General features: G+C 29.5%; 10 protein-coding genes and 1 other annotated feature. Of the genes, 2 read left to right on the top strand and 8 right to left on the bottom strand.

Annotation, left to right across the window (positions count from 1 at the left end):
• Nucleotides 1–252 precede the first annotated feature (252 nt).
• Nucleotides 253–2,616 carry a glycoside hydrolase family 31 protein gene (locus tag JG776_RS05210; RefSeq protein WP_291965343.1) on the bottom strand — a complete coding sequence of 788 codons (2,364 nt, stop codon included), beginning with the start codon at nucleotides 2,614–2,616 and terminating at the stop codon, nucleotides 253–255.
• Nucleotides 2,617–2,903: 287 nt separating this feature from the next.
• On the opposite strand from JG776_RS05210, the gene JG776_RS05205 reads away from it, so the two are divergent.
• Nucleotides 2,904–3,773 carry a metallophosphoesterase gene (locus JG776_RS05205; RefSeq protein WP_291965341.1) on the top strand — a complete coding sequence of 290 codons (870 nt, stop codon included), beginning with the start codon at nucleotides 2,904–2,906 and terminating at the stop codon, nucleotides 3,771–3,773.
• Between the two features lie 134 nt (nucleotides 3,774–3,907).
• Here JG776_RS05205 and JG776_RS05200 read toward each other — a convergent pair whose 3' ends face one another.
• The 3 genes from JG776_RS05200 to JG776_RS05190 all read right to left on the bottom strand — a co-directional run bounded on the left by JG776_RS05200 (nucleotide 3,908) and on the right by JG776_RS05190 (nucleotide 13,274).
• Nucleotides 3,908–8,191: a 2-hydroxyacyl-CoA dehydratase gene (locus tag JG776_RS05200; RefSeq protein ID WP_291965339.1), complete on the bottom strand. Its 4,284-nt coding sequence runs from the start codon at nucleotides 8,189–8,191 to the stop codon at nucleotides 3,908–3,910.
• A gap of 474 nt (nucleotides 8,192–8,665) precedes the next feature.
• The gene (locus tag JG776_RS05195; RefSeq protein ID WP_073248133.1) at nucleotides 8,666–9,163 is read right to left on the bottom strand and encodes an SEC-C metal-binding domain-containing protein; all 498 of its coding nucleotides are present in this window, start codon (nucleotides 9,161–9,163) and stop codon (nucleotides 8,666–8,668) included.
• 40 nt (nucleotides 9,164–9,203) lie between these two features.
• The gene (locus JG776_RS05190; RefSeq protein WP_291965335.1) at nucleotides 9,204–13,274 is read right to left on the bottom strand and encodes a diguanylate cyclase; all 4,071 of its coding nucleotides are present in this window, start codon (nucleotides 13,272–13,274) and stop codon (nucleotides 9,204–9,206) included.
• Nucleotides 13,275–13,445: 171 nt separating this feature from the next.
• Nucleotides 13,446–13,693, top strand: a binding site (T-box leader).
• Between the two features lie 78 nt (nucleotides 13,694–13,771).
• Here JG776_RS05190 and asnA point away from each other — a divergent pair.
• Entirely contained in the window at nucleotides 13,772–14,779 is a 1,008-nt protein-coding gene (asnA, locus tag JG776_RS05185) for an aspartate--ammonia ligase (protein WP_291965334.1), read from the top strand.
• 316 nt (nucleotides 14,780–15,095) lie between these two features.
• Here the strand turns inward: asnA and JG776_RS05180 are convergent, their stop codons facing one another.
• The 4 genes from JG776_RS05180 to JG776_RS05165 are packed head-to-tail and all read right to left on the bottom strand — an operon-like array spanning nucleotide 15,096 to nucleotide 21,300.
• Complete coding sequence (locus tag JG776_RS05180; protein ID WP_291965332.1) at nucleotides 15,096–16,907, bottom strand: LTA synthase family protein; 1,812 nt, start codon at nucleotides 16,905–16,907, stop codon at nucleotides 15,096–15,098.
• Between the two features lie 11 nt (nucleotides 16,908–16,918).
• Nucleotides 16,919–17,092 (bottom strand): hypothetical protein, encoded by a 174-nt coding sequence (locus JG776_RS05175; RefSeq protein ID WP_291965330.1) that lies wholly within the window; start codon nucleotides 17,090–17,092, stop codon nucleotides 16,919–16,921.
• 12 nt (nucleotides 17,093–17,104) lie between these two features.
• Nucleotides 17,105–18,664, bottom strand: coding sequence for an ATP-dependent helicase (locus JG776_RS05170; RefSeq protein ID WP_291965328.1), 1,560 nt, complete (start codon nucleotides 18,662–18,664; stop codon nucleotides 17,105–17,107).
• An 8-nt stretch (nucleotides 18,665–18,672) separates the two neighbouring features.
• Complete coding sequence (locus JG776_RS05165) at nucleotides 18,673–21,300, bottom strand: DEAD/DEAH box helicase (RefSeq protein WP_291965326.1); 2,628 nt, start codon at nucleotides 21,298–21,300, stop codon at nucleotides 18,673–18,675.
• Nucleotides 21,301–21,387 lie beyond the last annotated feature (87 nt).

Raw genomic sequence — 21,387 nt, 5'->3', positions numbered from 1 at the left:
AATAATATATCATAAATTTATTAAAAGGTTTATTGTTTATTAGTTAAAATAACTTAAACAAATTGTAAACCTCTGTAAAAATATTTTGACATTATTATTTACATTATGTTTACAATTTATCAACAACATCTTAATATTGAATGTGTATTATTAGATACGTAAAGTGAAGCTCAAATTTCCCCCCATAATAGTTCCCCCTTTAATATAGATTTATAAAAAATGGTATAAGCCGGCATTAAGCCGGCTAATTTCCTATATATAGAATTTTATTTGGCAATCTTTAATCTCTAAAGAAACTACTGTATCTTTTCCATTAACTTCCCATTCAATTTCAACATCATTTGCTGTAACCTTTTCTGCCTTTATGTTCTTTAATCTAATCTTTGCCTTTTTATAGCCCTTATCATATCCTTTCTGTTCAACACTAAAACTTATATTTACAAAGTCCTCTTGTTCAGTTTGTACTAATTTGTAAAGATTATATTCTCCTTCCCTATAATTAAAGGTCTCTCTATCATCTTCATAGTGAAGATAGCTTCCATTACCCTTATAAACTTCAAATTCTACTTCATCCAATTCCTTTTCTCCTACATAATTCATCTCTTTATATGTTGGTATAATACTACCTTCTTTTATATATATAGGACAGATATCAATTGGGGCATCCTTTAGAACTACCCTATTTCCTTCTAATACTTCTCCTGTCCAATAGTCATACCATACACCCTGTGGTAGATATACTGCTCTAAAGGTTTTTCCCTGCTCTAGTATTGGTGCAACTAAAATATTTTCACCAAATAAAAATTCATCATTTAATTCGTAGGTATTCTTATCCTCCATATAATGCATAAATAGAGGCCTCATTATTGGAAGTCCTTTTTCTTCTGCTTGGTAGAATAAATCATATAAGTATGGCAGAAGCTTGTATCTTAGCTTTATATACTTTCTATTTATCTCCTCTGTCTTTTCATCAAAGGCCCAAGGTTCTTGGTCTCTTGTGTGTATACAGGAGTGGTTTCTAAATAGTGGAGTAAAGCATCCAAGTTGTACCCATCTTGATAAAAGCTCTGGAGTACAATCAAACTGGAATCCTCCCACATCTGTTCCGCAGAAGGCAAAACCTGATAATCCTAAATTTAAAAGCATAGGAACAGCCATTCTTAAATGTTCAAAGAAACTATGGTTATCTCCTGTCCAAACTGTTGAATATTTTTGTGTTCCTGCAAAGCACGCCCTTGTTATAACAAAAGGTCTTTTATTCGTATATCTCTTTAACCCCTCATAGGTAGCCTTTGACATAAGATGTCCATATACATTGTGAATCTCCCTATGGTCTGTTGGATATCCATCGTTTTTAAATTGAACATCATCTGGAAGTGGTCCTCTAAAGGATGCTGGTTCGTTCATATCATTCCAAATACCAGCTACACCACTATCTACCATAACCCTTTGCTTTTCCGACCACCATCTTCTAACCCTTTCATCAGAAAAATCAGGATATAAAGATTCTCCTGGCCAAACCTCATTTATATAAGGAATACCATCCTTATCCGTTGCAAAATATCCATTTTCTATTCCTTCATCATAAACATAGTATCCCTTATCCTTTTTAACACCTGGGTCGATAATTGTTACAACCTTAAAGCCCATATCCTTTAGCCTGTCTGTAAAGGCCTTTGGATCTTTAAATTTCTCCTTATCCCAAGTAAACACCCTGTATCCATCCATATAATCTATATCAAGATATATTACATCACAGGGGATATCCCTTTTTCTAAAGTTTTCTGCAATCTCTAAAACCCTACTCTCAGGAGCATAACTCCATCTACACTGCTGATAGCCAAGTGTCCACATTTGAGGAAGTGGTGTTCTCCCTGTTAAATATGTATATGCATCAATAACATCAACTACCTTTGGGCCATAGATAAAATAATAATCCAAATTACCATCATCGGCACCAAAATAGTAGTAACTACTGTTTTCCTTTCCCATATCAAAATATGTTTTAAAGGTGTTGTCAAAGAATATACCAAAGGCCTTATTTTCTCTCAGTGTAATAAAGAAAGGAATAGATTTATATAGTGTTGTATAGTTTTCAACGTGGGGTTTTGGATCATCTGTATTCCACATCTCGTAATAATATCCTCTTTTGTTAAGATGTCCTGTTTTTTCTCCAAATCCATAAAAATATTCATCCCCAAGCATCTTTTTTATAACTTCTATTTTATGAGGTTTAAAATCTGTCTGTGTACTTATTCCTTCACCTTCTGCAATTGAAGTATTTCCACGTCTTATAAATGGGCATCTCTCACCATCATAATCTAAACATAATGGATTTTTCTGTTTATCATAAAAATCTACCCTAAAGTTGTCATACACTACAACAATAACATCATTAGTTTCTATCTCTACTCTATCTTCATATCTTTTTTCTAATATGTTTGCTTCCTTTATTTTCAAATTCTCAATAGCCTTTGAATTATGTTCCTTATATTTCATTGGAACAAAAACGTTTATAATTGTATCACTTATTACATCTATGATACCCTCTCCATTTTCGAAACTAAATATAAACTTATTCTCTCTCCTTACATATTCCTTCACCTTTCCTAACAAATAAATCACTCCCTTCTCTATAATTCTACAACAAAATTAAACGCTTAAGTAGTGGCAATTTGTATGAGTTTTTAAAATAATTTAAACAAAATAAAAGAGTATGTACTTTGCAATTTTTAGAAATTTATAACTATTTATTAATTACCTCTTTTTTTCATTATTGTTTGTTTTAATTGTTTCACTACCAATCAATGTTAGAAAAAGTATATTATTATTAATTATTTTAATGTATAATAATGGTAATAATACAGTAAGGCAAAATTTAGTAAATAAGTGAGGTAATAAAAATGAAGGTTAAACAAAAAAACATCCTTATTGCTGTAACTTTACTAATAATAATTATTTTTATAAAGATATATTTTGATAATAATTCAATTCAAGTATCATACTATACAGTAAAATCAAATAAAATTCCAGCTTCAATGAAGGGCTTTAAAATACTTCAATTATCAGATTTACACAGTAGAGAGTTTGGAAATAACAATAGTAAAATTATTGAAAAGATTAATAGTGAAAATCCTGATATTATTGTAATGACGGGTGATATGATTAATAAAAAAGATACTAATTATGAAGTCTTCTTCAATTTAGCAAATCATATTAGCAAAAACTTTGATACATATTATATCTTTGGTAACCACGAACAAAACTTAAATTATGAACAAAGAAAAATATTGAAAGATAAACTTAATGAATTTGGAATAAAAGTGCTTGATAATGAAAAAGTTACAATTAAAAAAGGCAATGATAGTATTAATATATATGGATTATGGTTTCATCTTAGATATTATAAAGATTTAAATATGCAAACTACAAAGGATTTATTTTTTGGTGAAAAACAGATAAAAGCTATTTTAGGGGATTTGGATACTAATTCATATAACATCTTGCTAACTCATAATCCCCTATATGCTGATACCTATTCCAATTGGGGTGCAGATTTAATTTTATGTGGGCATATTCATGGTGGTATGATTAGAATACCCTTTGTTGGTGGATTACTCTCTCCTGAGAGAAGTTTTTTCCCTAAATATGATTCTGGCAAATATCAAGTCAATGGTAAAATATTGATTGTAAATAGAGGATTGGGGTATGGTGATTTTAAAATTAGGCTATTCAATCCACCAGAAATATCTGTAATTACACTTTCCAATTGACCAAACATATCATATTATGCACCATCAAGGGCAAGTAAAATTCAGAATAATAGTATGATTATAAGAGCCAGTTGATTTAATTTTATCCCAACTGGCTCTTACATACTCCCTTATGGACTATTATTTTTGACCGTTTAGTTCTCCTCTGCTACGCTTGCCTCTTGTAGTATGTTGCTGTCCATATATTTTTGAGCTGATTCTAATACCCTCCTATGGGCTACAGACATCATAAGTTTAAGCCTGTTTACTTGATTTACTTCACTTGCCCCTGGATCATAATCTATTGCAACTATATTTACATCCTTATATCTTTCCCTTAATGCCTTTGCAACTCCCTTTCCTGTTACGTGGTTTGGAAGACAAGCAAAGGGTTGAAGACACGCAATGTTTGGCACTCCCATTTCAATTAGCTCAATCATCTCTGCCGTTAGAAGCCATCCTTCTCCTGTTTGATTTCCTAAATCTATTATTTCCTTTGCCTTTTCAGCTAAATGGTAAATAGTTGTTGGTACCTCAAATCTTGATGAATTCTCAAGAGCCCTTCTTATCACATTTCTATACATCTCAACTACTTTTATAGTTGCATTTCCTAAAATCTTTGCCTTTTTGCTACCCGATAAATACTTATGCTTATATTCTGCATCGTAGGCACTATACAAGAAGAAATCAACAAGGTCAGGAACTACAGCTTCTCCTCCCTCTTCTTCTATTAGCTTTACAATATCGTTATTTGCTGTTGGATGGAACTTAACAAGTATTTCACCTACTACACCAACTCTTGGCTTTCTTGTTTCTTCTATCTCTACAGCTTCAAAGTCTGCAATCATATCAGTTACAACCTTCTTATACTCAAAAACGCTTCCACTTCTCACTACTCTTTTACATCTATTAATCCATTTTTCATAAAGCCTGTCACAGCTTCCCTTTTCCTTTTCATATGGTCTTGTTCTATATAAAAGCCTCATAATTAAGTCTCCAAGGAGTAGTGCCATAACTCCTCTATGAAGCATTGGAAGTGTTACCTTAAAACCTGGATTTTTTTCAAGTCCAACGGCATTTAGTGATATTACAGGAATGTGTGAGAGTCCTGCATCTGAAAGTGCCTTTCTTAAAAATCCTATATAGTTTGTGGCTCTACATCCTCCCCCTGTTTGAGATATTATAACAGAAGTATTGTTAAGGTCATACTTACCTGACTTTAGTGCACTCATAAGTTGTCCAACTACAATAATTGAAGGATAGCAAGCATCATTATTTACATACTTTAGTCCCTCATCTATTGCATTTTTATCAACTGATGGAAGAACCTCAAGGTTATATCCTGCCCATCTAAAGGCCTCCTGTACTAATTCAAAATGAATTGGTGCCATCTGCGGTGCAAGTATTGTATGTTTTTTCTTCATATCCTTTGTAAAAGTAACCTTTTCACTGTATGTCTTTATTCTCTTTGGAACAAAGTTTAACCTATCTCTTTCTTCAACTGCAGCTTTAAGTGACCTAATTCTAATTTTTACTGCCCCTAAGTTATTTATTTCATCTATCTTAATTAAAGTATAAATCTTACCATAGGCTTCAAGTAGTTCTTTAACTTGGTCAGAAGTTATAGCATCAAGCCCACATCCAAAGGATGTAAGTTGAACAAGCTCTAAATTTTTACTTTTTGCCACAAAACTTGCAGCCCTATAGAGTCTTGAATGATATGCCCATTGGTCTACAACCCTTAAAGGTTCATCTAATTTACCAAGATGAGCAATACTATCCTCTGTTAAAACACAAAAGCCCTGTGATACTATAAGTCTATCTATTCCGTGATTTATTTCTTTATCTAAATGATATGGGCGTCCCGCAAGTACAATACCCTTATTATTATTCTTTTCAATATATTCTAATACTTCCTGTCCCTTTCTTCTTATATCCTCTTTAAATCTACTCAATTCCTTATCTGCCTTATCTACTGCCCTATTAATTTCTTCAAACGGTATATTAAAATCAGAAAGTTCTTCCGCCAATCTACTCTTTAGTTTTTCCTTATCATCAAAGGGTAGGAATGGATTTAAAAACTTTATTCCCCTTTCATTTAAAATATCCATATTGTTTTTAATTACTTCACTATAGGATGTTACAACTGGACAGTTATAGTGGTTGTGGGCATCACTAAATTCTATCTTTTCATAGGGCAATGCTGGATAGAAAATAAAGTTTGCTCCCTTATTTATTAAGTTTACAATATGCCCGTGCACAATCTTTGCAGGATAACATACTGTATCTGAAGGAATTGTATCCATTCCAAGTTCATATAACCTTCTTGTTGATGTATCTGATAATACAACTTTAAATTTAAGCTCAGTAAAGAAGATAAACCAGAAGGGATAATCTTCATACATATTAAGTACTCTTGGTATTCCAACACTTCCTCTTATAGCTTGGTTATCATCTAAAGGTTTATAGCTAAATAGTTTGTTATATTTATATTCATAAAGATTTGGTAGCTTCTCCCTTGTATTTTCTATTCCTGCTCCTCTTTCACATCTATTACCCGTTACAACACTTTTATCATTTATTCTTGTAATAGTAAGAAGACAATTGTTTGTACATAGTTTACACCTTTTTATTTCATTTGAATATGTTAAACTATTTATCTCCTCTAACTTTAATATTTTTGATTTTTCTCCATCTGTGTAATTATCCTTTGCTATAAGTGCAGCTCCAAAGGCACCCATTATTCCTGATATATCAGGTCTTACAACATTAAGCCCTGTTATTTTTTCAAAAGCCCTTAAAACTGCATCGTTGTAGAAGGTACCGCCCTGCACTACAACCTTGCTTCCAATATCCTTTGAATCCTTAAGTTTAATAACCTTAAAAAGAGCGTTTTTTATAACAGAGTATGAAAGTCCTGCTGAAATATCCTCAACAGTTGCACCTTCCTTTTGTGCCTGCTTTACCTTTGAATTCATAAAAACTGTACATCTACTTCCTAAGTCTACAGGATGTTTTGCAAAAAGTGCTGACTTTGCAAAATCCTCTATTGACATCCCAAGAGACTTTGCAAATCCCTCAATAAAAGATCCACATCCAGATGAGCAGGCTTCATTTAACATAATATTTTCAATTATTCCATCCTTTACAGTCAGACATTTCATATCCTGTCCGCCTATATCTAATATAAAGTCCACTCCATCTAAGAAATAGTCTGCTGCTCTAAAATGTGCAACAGTTTCAACTTCACCTATATCTATATTTAATGCATTTTTTAATAGCTGTTCTCCATAACCTGTAACTGCAGATTTTGCAATATATGTTTTATCGTTTAAGTTCCTATATAGATCCTTTAGAGCTTCTATTATAGAGTTTAATGGACTTCCTTGATTACTGGAATAAAAAGAATATAGAAGGTTTCCATCTTTATCTATTAATGCTACCTTTGTTGTAGTTGAACCTGCATCTATTCCTAAGAAACATTCGCCTTCATAGGTTTCTAAGTCTCTTCTTTTAACCTTGTTTTTCTGGTGTCTATTTTTAAATTCTATATACTCATCTTCATCCTTAAATAAAGGTTCTAATACATCTTCATCAACTTCTATTATATTTGCTGCTTCATCTAATTTATTTATAATTTCACTTAATTTGTACAAATTGCTGTTGCTACTTAAAAGTGCTGCTCCTATTGCTACAAATACTTGTGAATTTTGTGGTATATAAACATCCTCTTCTTTTAGGTCAAGAGTTTCTATAAACCTTCTTCTAAGCTCTGATAAAAAGTATAAAGGCCCTCCTAAAAATGCAACTTTACCCTTTATAGGTCTACCACAAGCAAGTCCACTTATAGTTTGGTTTACTACTGCCTGAAAAATAGATGCAGCTATATCCTCTTTTCTTGCTCCCTCATTTAATAGAGGTTGTACATCTGTTTTAGCAAAAACACCACATCTTGAGGCAATTGGATATATTATCTCATAATCCTTTGCAAGTTCATTTAATCCATCTGCATCTGTATTAAGCAAACCTGCCATTTGGTCTATAAATGCACCTGTACCTCCTGCACAGGTTCCATTCATTCTCTGCTCTATTCCATTTTTAAAATATGTAATTTTAGCATCCTCTCCACCAAGTTCTATAGCAACATCAACTTCTCTTATTAATTTTTCTACCGCGTAGGTTAAAGCTACAACTTCCTGCTCAAAGGGTATATTTGTCCACTTTGAAATTGAAAGTCCACCCGAACCTGTAACCTTAACCTTAAAATCTAAATCTCCAAATTCATCTAAAAGCTCCTTCAATAAAGCCCTAAGAGTTCCTTTAATATCAGAATAATGTCTTTGGTATCTTTTAAAGAGTATCTCTCCATTTTTCCCAAGCAAAACAAGTTTTACTGTGGTGGAACCTACATCTATACCACATCGCAAAACCTTCATCATACTAAGACCTTCCTTCTATAACAATTTAAATATTAATATTATACTATTGTTTTTTAATTTGATTACTAAAATTATAAGTTGTATTTGTAAATTTAATTTTATGTCAATAATAAAATTCACCTTAATTGGTGAACTCAAATAATTTATTATATTTACGCTAACTTATATTTTTACTTTTAAATTATATAAATTTCTTGAAAAACTAATAATATTTTATCATATTATTTTTAAAATGGTAAATTTAAAAGAAAATTTAAACTAAAATTTTTTAAATATACAAATTTCTATATAATAAAATACAATAGCAAGCTATCGTTTATATTTTTAGTCTACTACAAATAATAAGAAAAAAATATTTATTATTTAATTATATAATAATTCAGTTATTATATAAATACAATATATTATATCGTTCTTTAAAATATTATTCATTTTTAAAAATAATATAGTAAAAAAATAAGGTGCATCTGCACCTTATTTTCCACAACACTTCTTATATTTCTTACCTGAACCACAAGGACAAGGATCGTTTCTACCAACCTTATTTTCATTTACAACTATCTTTGACTTGTTGTATTCTTTTCTTATCTCTTTTCTTCTTTCAACTGTTAAAATGCCATCCCATTCTGGAAGTTCATACAACCAATTTGCCTTTGCATCAAGCATATTGTAGTATAGCTTTTCAAAATCTATTTCAAGCTTAAGTTCTGTATCTTCTTCTAATTTTTCTTCATCTACTGGATTTACTAAGCTTGTATTAATACCTGATACAAATGCAGCAAATGTAAGTTCATCAACACCATATTGATTAGCAAGGTCCTTTAACTTTCCTTCAATAATGTTTTTCTTATTTTCTAATATGTCCTTGTAGATTAATTGTTCCTTCTTTAGATAATCTGTCCAAAACTCTTCATAGTCTGGTGCATTAACCTTTGAATCTGCAAGCTCTTCCCACTTTTTATATAAGCTCATACCTAACGCTCCTTTGTATAAAAGTTTTAACAACACTTGATTATACCATAAGCAAGTATATTTGAGCAATAGTTGAAAGCATATTATAATCCTGTTGTGTCAGAAGCAAGTTTTGGTTATCAAATACAATATGTAAAACATATTCAATCTTTTCATTTTTTATTATAGGAACAAGTACATTTTCTTTAATGAAAAATGAATTATTATTTTTTATAGTTTCAACAAATACCTTTAGACTCTTATCTTCTATCATCTTTAATAGAGTATATTCGAATAAATTATCTTCAATAATTTTAGTTGAAGGTATAAATATGTCTACATATGTTGCTGATGTAATTTCCTTAATAATGTTTTTATATAATTCAACCTTTTGTTCTTTATTTAATCTCATTTTAACTATATTTATTAATTTATACATACCATTTAAATAATTTATATCCTTTAATATATTTCCAGTTGAAATAGATTTTTCATTATTTACTTTTATATTATTTTCTGCATCCCAAGCTGTACATTTATTTTTACCTGTATTTTTTGATAAATAAAGAGCCATATCTGCTTTTTCAATTGCTGAATTTATTTTTTCCTTAGTATTGTTACAAAAATATATTCCCGAACTTACTGTAAGTTTAAAGTCTACGCCCTCTATAGCCTTATTTTCTATAATTTTTCTTACTTCTTCACAAAAAACTAATGCTTCTTCCTTTGATGTATCTGGCATAAATAATAAAAACTCTTCTCCACCATATCTAAAGAGTAAATAATCTCTTTTTTTAGTTGTTAATATCACCTTAGAAAACTCCTGTAAAACCTTGTCCCCTAATAAATGACCATATTTATCATTTATATATTTAAAATTATCCATATCAAACATTGCTATACTATAATTCTTGAAATTATCCAACTCCTCAAAAACCTTATCCATATATTTTCTATTATATGCACCAGTTAACTTATCAATATAAAAATTCTGATTGATGTTAAATTGATGTATATTATATATCAATAAATTAGTCAACATTTTACATTGATTAAACGAATCTACATTTATATTATTGTAAAATTTATCGCTTTCAACTACCAAAAAAGCTTCATTAAATTCTTGATTTTTTATTTCAATTATCATTTTCGTTACCTTTTTATTTATATTATATTTATATGATTTATAAATACCTTCTTTTAAATCTTTTACTATTTGCCTATTTTTCAATTTATTATTTGTACTTACTATTACATTATTTGAAGTATCTACTATATATACTTCTTGAGACATAGTCATACATTGTATAAAATTTGTTATTAATTCTAAGTTTTTGACACAATCACCTGAAAACTCTTTGACAACTTGAATTATATCTTCAAATATTACTTTTCCTTTATTTTTGGTTTCATCTATCCAATATTTCTTTATAATATCATCATTTATTCTACTATGTTTATTATCTTCACTTAATACAAAATTAAAATATTCTATTAGATTTTCTCTTTCAAGTTCTTTTAAATATAATTCATATATTTTTATATAATTATTTTTGTACGAAAAATCTACTGCATAAAAAATATTATTTATTATATTTGCTGCTTGCATTATATCATTTATAGCTGAAAATTTATTATTTTTATTATTGTTTAATATTGATTTTATGCAATACAGCTTCCATAGTATGTGCTTATTTTTTACACTTCCTATAATTGATTCTATGGTTTCTAAATTTAAAGGATATCCTAAAAAATATCTTACTATATAGTCTTTTGCTATTGAATCTATATTACATTCTTCATCTAATTTTACGCCTTTATATATTGTCATTGCATAGCTATCAAAACCTTTTTCACATAACTGTAAACATATATCTAATTTTAAACTTGGATTAATATTGTCTATATTATCAATAAAGTATTGGGGATTATTTATATTAAATAACAACTCTATCTCTTCATTTATAGGCAGCTTATCCTCATTCAGCCTTATCTTATTTAAATAATTATTAAACTCTACTTCATTATTTATTAATAAGTTAAACAAAGCCATTGATAAATTATAGGCCCATAAATAACTATTATGTACCTTATCTATCAATTCCTTTTGTTCTTGAATATATTTCATTGCTTTTTTAAAATTTCCATTCCATAATTCTATAAAAGAAAGACATCCTAAAAGTATATTTTTTATAGCTAAATTATTAACTCTATTTATGTATCTTATAGCTTCTATACAATATTTTTTACATTCATCAAAGTTAAATTTATAAAATGATATAAATGCCATATTACATATAGGCATAATTTCTAAGGATGTAACGTTATTTCTCCTTGCAACTTCTAAAGACCTTTTTAAATATTTTAATCCCATTTCAAAATTCTTTAAATCATCAACCCATATTGTGCCACAATTATTTAGTGAATGCACAATACCTCTCACATATCCACACTTTGTAAATAGTTTATATGCCTTTAAAAAATTTCTTATCGCTCCCTTAGGATTTCCAGTAAATTTATCAACTACTGCTAAAATTTGATAAGCTTCACCTTTTAAAATCAATGCTGTTTTTTTATCTTTTAATATATTATTACAAATATATTTTGCAGTCTCTAATTCTCCATCAAATAGAGCATTATATGTATTAAGTATCCTTACACTATCCTTAAGTTTTTTATTGTTAATGTCTTCTATTTTATATTCTTTTATTTTTTGTAATATTGTTTTAAAATCCTTAACATTATTAGTCCTTACAAATACTTTTGCTTTTTTAATCAGAATATCTAATGTTTTATAGCTGTTGTTTTTATATTGATTTAACAAATTATCATAAATTTCAATTACTCTATTAGTTTCACCAACTAATTCATATATTCCTGATATTGACTCATAAATTTTTAACCCATCTTCATATGAATGTAATTTCATTAATTCAGACTTTATTTCTATAAGTGCATTCCATTTTTTCTGTTTTAAATAAAACCTCTGAAGTTTATTTAAATATTCTAATTTTAGTTTAATATCATTAATCTGGTTTATTTGAAATAAAACCTCATCATTAAATACAAAAAAATATGTTTGATCTGTATTTAGTAAGTTGATAATTTTTGTTCTTATTTTGCCCTTATATTCATTATCCATTTTTTCTAATATAAAGTCTTTAAATACCATATAGGGTACTTTATATATTAATCCTATATCTGTAATACTATAACTAATCAACCCTAACAGATATACCTTTTTTATTATTTGTTCTACTTTCGTTAATGGGTATCCTGTTAGTTCAGTTAAAATAAATGAATTAACACCATTTTTAAAAAAACAAATAAGCTCAATTATATTTTTTTCTTTTTCTTCCAATTCATTAAAAGTTTTTATTGGCCAAAGTTCATCAAAATACGTCTTTTCGCTATTATTTTTTTCGTAATTTAAATATTGTAATACTAAAAGAGGATTTCCATCTGTTATTTCAACGATTTTTTTTACTTTAATTTCATCATAATTATTAAATATTTCATAATAAATATCTTTTATTAGCTTTGTATTTATTTTCTTTAAACTATATTCAATAAAATCTGCCTTTTTAATTTTTTCAATAAAACTTGTAAAATTGTCATCCAGATCTTCAGAATATGCTACAACCAAATTAAATCCATCAAACAATTTTTCTTTTAATAAAAAAGAGATTAAGTCTAAAAAATTTTCTTTTTGATATTGTATATTATCTACCAGAACAACTAATTTCGTATATACTGTAATATCTTTTATTATTTGCCTTATATAATAAAATGATTTATATAGTTCCTCTTCACATTGTTTATTAATATTTATTAATGACAATTCTAAAATTTCTTTATTAAATACTGTGTAATTCTTAGATAACATATAAATATTCAATAACTGAGATAAAAAGTTTGACCATATATTTTCTTCTTCAGAATTTAAATAAATAGAATAAGTTTTATTACTTTTTAGTCTCTCCGTAATTCTCTTTAATATAAAAGTTTTTCCATATCCTCTTTTTCCATTAATAATTACATTTTTATTTTTATTTAATGAATCTATTATTTGTTCTTCAAATTTTAATATTTCTCTATGTAAAACAGTTTTAAAAATCAATTCATTTTGCATAGTCCCAAACACCCCAAAATTAAATATTTAAATTAACAAAACTAATTATATCATATTTTTATTGTAAAATTTAATAATATAATCAATATACAAAATATGAAACAAAATATAATATATTAAATTTTATAACAATTGAATGTTGACATATTTTAAATTTCATTTTATAATTATTAAAAAGCGATGAGGGGAAGAGTAGATATAGGAAGTAGTTAAAGCGAGCTGGTGACGGTGGAAGACCAGTACGATGCCTATATTGAAGAACATCCCTAAGCTCCCAACCGAAATCATTTAAATGAGAGTAGACTTGGGCGGATTACTCTACCGTTAAAAGGAGTACAGTATCGAGTTTTTCTCCGTACTGAAAGTGGGTTTTATACCAATTTGGGTGGTACCGCGGAAGTTAACCTTTCGTCCCATTATAGGGATGAAGGGTTTTTTATTTTGTAATTTTGTAGCGCTACATACATATAAATAAATTTTATTAAGGAGGAACTATTATGGAATGGAAGGTATGCTATGATTATAAACCTACACTTGATTTAAAGGAAACTGAAATTGCAATAAAAAGATTAAAGGACTACTTTGAATCTGCTTTATCTCAAAAGCTTAACTTAACAAGAGTTTCTGCTCCACTATTTGTTCAAAAGTCAACAGGCTTAAATGACTATTTAAACGGAGTTGAAAGAACAGTATCCTTTGATGCCTACGATATAAAAGAAGAAACACTTGAAGTTGTTCAGTCCCTTGCAAAGTGGAAAAGGTATGCACTAAAAAGATATGGATTCAAACCTGGAGAAGGCCTCTACACTGATATGAATGCAATAAGACGCGATGAGGAACTTGATGCACTTCATTCAATATATGTTGACCAGTGGGACTGGGAAAAAATAATTCTAAAGGAACAAAGAAACACTCAAACATTAAAACAAATAGTTAAAGATATTTATAGTGTGTTTAAGCAAACTGAACTTTATGTTTACAGCTTGTATCCCCATATTACACCTATTCTACCTGAAGAAATAACATTTATTACAACACAGGAACTTGAAGATATGTATAAAGAACTTTCACCAAAGGACAGGGAATATGAAGCCTGTAAAAAGTATGGGGCAATTTTCTTAATGCAGATAGGAGATTATTTAAAATCAGGTATAAAACACGACGGACGCTCTCCTGATTATGATGATTGGAAACTAAATGGTGATATAATATTCTACTACCCAGTTTTAGACTGTGCCTTTGAATTGTCTTCTATGGGAATTAGAGTAGATAAGGATGCTCTACTTTATCAAGTTGAAAAGTGTAATTGCAGTGAAAGATTAGAGATGCCATTCCACAAAATGATTTTACAAGAAGAGCTTCCATTTACAGTGGGTGGAGGAATTGGTCAATCAAGAATATGTATGTTCTTCTTAAGAAAGGCTCATATTGGAGAAGTTCAATCATCTGTTTGGCCAGAAGACGTAGTAAAAAAGTGTAGCGAATTAGGAATTACGTTATTATAAAAGATAAGGACTTTGCCCTTACAGGCTGTTGAAAAAGTTATATATTGATTAGCCCCATGAAGGATTTATTAGGCATCGGTTCATTTCGTTAAGCAAATCTAAGCTTTTCTTTGTTTAAAAAAGTCCTACCCTCGCAATGTCATCGTCCTGATGACTGCTCGGCTCGGCACGTCCTGTGCCGAATTACGGACTTTTTTAAAGTTGAAAAGCAAGATTTGCTAAACTCATGAAAGAACCTATTGAAATCCTTTCATGGGGCTTTTTCATACTTTAGCTGACAAATGGGTTTGTCAACAATCTGATAAGGACTTTGCCCTTATCTTTGTTTAAAATAATTTGAGCTTATGATTTTATCTGAAATTTCAATACCCTTTAGTGCGTGCCTCTTTATTTCTTCATCGACTTCTCCAATAACCCTTCCATCATCTAATACTGTAAAATTTAAATTAGTGTTAAGCAAAACTCTACCCATTGCAGTATCTTGATATTCTCTGCTTTCTATTCCAAGCAGATAACAGATTGTTGGTAAAAGGTCAACTTGTCCACCAATTGTATCAATTGTCTTTTGCTCAATTCCTTTATGGTACACTATGAGAGGTATCTCTTTATTATTAACAAGCCACCAATCCTCTTTTTGGCTTAGATTTTCTATACTATTTTGATAATACTTATGAACCCCCTCGTGATCACCTGATATTACAATTACCGTATTTTCTAATATCCCTTGCTTATCAAGTTCATCTATAAACATTCCTAAACACTTATCAGTATAATGAATACTTTCAAAATACCCACCTAAATATGATTCGTTAAGTTCTTTGTTTAAATTTAAACCCCTATATTTTTCATCAATATTAAAGGGCATATGGCTTGTCAATGTTACAATAAAGGTGTAAAAGGGCTGTTTCTGAGTTTTAATTAATGGAACTATCTGTTTTAAATAGGATTCATCACTTAATCCTAAACCTATCTTCTCATCGACATTAAAACTTGTTTCATCAGTACATTTATCAAATCCTATTGAATACAGTGCCCTCATCCAATTCCAATAGGGACCTTTATCAGAATGTATTGCGTGAGTATAATAGCCATATTTTTTTAATATTTTAGGTAAGGAATTGTAGGTATTATCTGGATATCTAAAGAATGTACTTCCTCTCCTAACTGGAAATAACGAAGTATTTACAATAAGGTCTCCATCTGAACTAATACCATTGTGAGTCTGTTCGTGATAATTATTAAAATAGATGCTATTTTTCAAAAGTCTATTTAAATTAGGGGTTATCTCTTTTCCATTAACGCTTTTATTTATAACAAAGTTCTCTAAGGATTCGACCTGTATATAAATCAAATTTTTACCTTTAAATAGACCCTTATACTCATTTTCCCCTTCTATATTTTCTTTTTTATTAAACCATTCCTTTATATCAATCTTTTCCTGTTCTGTAAGTTCTATATGCCTACATTCTTTTATATAATTGAATACGTCAAAAACGTGATATCCAATTGGGGATAAATTAGCTATAGTAACCTTAGGCGAATATGTAATTTGATATATTGCTTGTTTTTTAGTGTTAAATAAAATCTTTGCATCCACTGGTTCTATTATGAAAATAACTGAAAATAATAATGAAATGGTAAATGCTTTAGCTTGTACACTCTTTTTAGATACATACACCTTGTGTTTTTTATAAAAATGATAAAGTACCAATATATCTAAAAACAAGAATAAATCATAAAACTTTATTAAAGATTTTATGCTATCTGACAAATTATATAAATTACCAGTCTGCATCAATGAATGTACTGATAAAAAACTGCCAAAACCTCTAAAATACCAAATATCAATTAAAAACAATGTAGTAACAAAAAAGTTTATGAAGAACAAATAATAAACTTTAAACTTCCCTCTAAATAAAAAATAAAAGGACATCAAGATGATAATATATGAGAAGTATAATAGGTATGAAGGTATACAGCCTATTGTGTAAAAAAGGGCAAAACTCTTTGTATCAGTTACTATATATGCTAAAATGGATATACTTTTTATAAATAGTAAAAGCACTGCTAATATAAATAGTTTATTGTTTTGATAAATACTTTTTAGTCTCTCCTTCAAAAAGTGCATCTAATTCCTCCCTATTTAATCCAAAACTTCAATAGAATAAAAAATACTATACCCATTATACCTGCAAATAAAAGTGCAATAGGCAGAAGTACCTCAATTGCTGCGATTATCATTGCAAGCACATCTTTAAACCCAAGCCTAATTGGTTCATCATTTAAATCATTGTTATTTTTAAATTCTTGCACACAAATCCCCCCTTAAATAAATTCTCCTTGACAAAACAACTTTAAAAACTCCTTCTCTCCATAGGTATCAAATTTAACCTTTAAAATATTATCATCCTCATATATTACTAACCCTTCTCCATATTTTTTATGTGTAACCTTCTTTTCTATATTTTTCTTTTCTTTTTCTAATCTTAACATATCGTAAATTTCATTTAAAGTATATTTTGAGCTACTATCCTGCTCCAATAAAAGATTTTTAGGAAGCATAGATATATACTGACTCTTATATCCCTTAAACTCAAAATAGGACGGACTTTTTATATAAGATATTTCAAGAACTTCCTTTGCCCTCGTAACACCAACAAAGAAAAGCCTGAGTTCCTCTTCTTCAATCTCTCTTTTGGTTGATATTGGTATATTACCCTCATTTACCCCAACTATAAAAACATATCTAAACTCTAATCCCTTTGAGGAATGAAGTGTAAGTAGCTTTACAGACTCTCTGTTTATTCTTTCTTCTTCTCCCTCTGCATCCTTTATAAATTCACACTCAACTTCACGGCTCAATACATCATATAGAAGTTCTCCCTGCACCTGTCTTCGAAAAAGCACAGCAATATCCTTAAGATATACTCCTTTTTCCTTTAATTCCATTATTCTTCTTAATATATAGTTTGCTTCATTAAAGGCATCATAATGACTTGTTATCTTAATTGGTTCTCCATATTCCTTTTCACAATATATTTTCTCTCCAATTAGAGCTGCTGCCGCCTCCGTAATTGTTCTTGTTGACCTGTAGTTTATAAAAAGATCATAAGTTATCGCATTGTATTTTTCTATAAAGATCTTGAATATATTTTTTGTTCCTGTTCTAAAGGAGTATATTGTTTGATTTGGATCTCCTACAACAAATATGCTCCCTCTTTTTCCTGCAATCTTCTCTATAAGATTTAGCTGCATATAATCGGTATCCTGAAATTCATCTACTATTATGTATTCAAAATCTAATTCTTCATTTAAAAAGTCACAGCAGTTTATAATTAAATCCTCATAATCCATTAAGTTTTTTTCCTTCTTAACCCTTTTATATTCTTCATAGAGCTTTTCGATATCGTCTTCCTTTTTCATATTAGCATAAAGTAGATTACCATTTTTAAATTCTTCTATTCTTTTTTGTATTTTAGATTTGTATTTTATATTTAACCTTGCCTCTTTAGCTATATTATTTAATATCTCTCCAGCCTCTTCATAGGTTATTATTTTAAAATCTCTGGTATAACCATATCTATCTAAATCTACATTTTCTCTTAATATCCTATTTGCAATGCTATGGAAGGTACCTATATATTTTATTTCCTCATCTATATTATTTTTAAGTCTCTCCTTTAACTCCTCTGCTGCTTTGTTTGTAAAGGTAAGCACCATAATTTTATTTAATGGTACTTTTTTTATAAGATGAAGATACAATACCCTATAGACTATAACCGTTGTTTTCCCACTTCCTACACTTGCCCTTAATGCCACATACTTTTCATCTGTCTCAACTGCCCTTTTTTGAAAGCTATTTAACTTATCAAATAGACTTGTCAAATTCTCACCTACCTTATTAAATCATCGTATCTTCTTATTATTTTATCTATTTTGCTTTCAGATTTTTTTATATTAACATCTATTGAAAAATTATCTCTAACCTCTACATATCTTTTTATTATATTTTCAATCTTTGTCTTATTTAAAGTATCCATTATCCATTGTCTAAAGAAATCAGATGTAACATTTAAAATTAGTACATTACCTCTAACTTCAACTTCATCTACTATATTAAAAAATCCTAAAAAGGATTCACTTCTTGATTTTAAGAAATTTCTAAAATCATTCCATTTAAATTGAAGCTCTTCTAATTTAAAATATTTATTTTCTTCTACAACAACCTCTTTAACCTTCTTAGTTATTTTAGGACTCTCCTCCACCTGCTTCATCATACCCTCAAGTGCCCATAGAACCATCTTTTTATCCAAATGATAATCACCTACACAGGCAGGACATCCATCCTTACATTTGCAATTTCTAACCAAATTTACAGCATCAACCAAGATATCCTTTGCAAAATCAAAGGCCTTCTCTGTAAATCCTAATCCACCTGGATATAAATCATATAATATAACATAGGCCCTCTTTATTTCTCCATCCTTTTCAACTGTGTTAAACATAGTTGCTCCAATATCCTCTGATGTTGCCATTGTTCTTATTCTTGCTGCGGTAAGAAGTGAATGTTTAATGCCGTTATAATAATTAAATTCCGTATAGAGGTTTAAAACTTCATCAACATCTTCAGGTATTAAATACCAAATCCCTTCAGTTTCAAGAGTAGTAAATAGATTATCCTTTATTGATTCAAATCCCAAGTTTTGTCTATTGTGGAACTGTATCATTTTATATGCAACAACTGCCTCTTTAATTAAAACGTCACCAAAGGTAGCAGTAGTCCTTGCAAAATCAACACTTTTAAACTCCTTTATTATATTTACCATTGTATCTGTAAATGGAACAGTGAAGTAATTAACTTCTATAGGAAAAACTGTTGCTATTCTATTCACCAAATCAAGCTTCTCAACCATATATTGAACTCCATCGTGCATATATATAGCCTTTTCATATACTTCGTGGAAGGCCTGATACTCATCCATCTCTGTTAGCATTTCTCCATTTACTTTGTTTATAACCTTATAAATATCCCTTGAAATATTTCTTAGACTAAAATCTCCTGCAGGATGTTCTTTTCCTATCCAAGTAAATATTCCACCATCATTTTTTAGCTCTCCTGCCTTTAAGAGAACAGGTATTATCTCTGCTATATCTGGAAACAATTCTGCGTCATCAAGAGTAAGTGGTAATTCTGCTGCAGCTGCTCTTACGTGGGCAAGCTGAATAAAAAGATTATTCTTATCTAGAACTGCATTTTCTACACCTGTCTTTAATAAAAATTCGCTATTTACCGCTATATATTGGTCAATTGGGCCAACATCAAGTATTAGTATACCGACAGCTTCTTTACGCCTTCCTGCACGTCCTACCTGCTGCCAAAAGGATGCCTTTGTTCCTGGAAAACCTGAACATATTACAATATCAATATCACCAATATCTATACCAAGTTCTAGAGCATTTGTTGCAATTACACCATTTATGTCACCCTTAACAAGCCTCTTTTCTATATCTTTTCTTTCTTCCTTTTTATATCCTCCTCTATATCCTGCTATCTTATCTGTCAAATCAAGAAGGCTTGGTACATCTTCAACATTTGCTAACTTATCACGCGTTTCCTTTAAAACAACCTCAACTTCACGCCTACTTTTACAAAATGTAATAAATCTTCTTCCATTTTGAATCATATCAGGTATAATCTCTGCAGCCTCTTCCTCTGGAGTCTTTCGATATTCAGAATCTCTAACATATGGAGGCTGCCATATATAAATGTGTTTTTTATGGGATGGCGAACCATCCTTCTTAACGTGATAAAATTCTTCACCTGTTAATGTTTCTGCAAGTTCCTTTGGATTTGCTATTGTTGCTGAACTAAAAAGGTATTGAGGGTTTGACCTATAGTATTTACAAACTCTCTTTAGTCTTCTAATTATATTTGCCATATGAGAACCAAAGGCTCCTCTATAAACGTGAAGTTCATCTACAACAAAAAACTTTAACTTAGAAAAAACGTGGTTAAACCCATATAGACTATGATTAGGTAAAAATGCTGAATTTAACATTTCAGGGTTTGTTAGGATTATATTTGCTGTTTTTCTAATCCTTGTTCTTTCGTTAGGGGGTGTGTCCCCATCGTATATACCTGCTTGTATTCTATCTTCTCCAAAATGCTCAATAAAGGGAAGAATGTTTCTAAATTGGTCATTTGCAAGAGCCTTTGTAGGATATACAAATATAGCTCTTGTTTTATTATCTTTAAGTATTTCATCTATTACAGGAAGCAAAAAACTTAAAGTTTTACCACTTGCTGTTTGTGTTGTTATAATAACATTTTCACCCTGCTTTGAATGTTCAAACATCTCCCTTTGATGTGAGTAAAGTTTTGTAAAACCTCTCTTAATTAAAAACTCCTTTAATTCATCCGATATATTCTCTGGAAAATCCACATAACTTGCACATCTTTCATCTATACTAATTTCTGATATTATTCTATTTTTAAATGATTCTATCTCCTTTAAATACAAATTAATCACCCCTATTTAATTTTATACTTTTAAAAGTATTTATTCAAATGTATAATTAATATAGGGTGATATTAAGTTTTTGTTAAT

Source organism: Caloramator sp. (genome assembly GCF_020054765.1).
GTDB lineage: Bacteria > Bacillota > Clostridia > Clostridiales > Caloramatoraceae > Thermobrachium > Thermobrachium proteoclasticum.
This window is presented reverse-complemented; position numbering and strand designations above follow the sequence as displayed.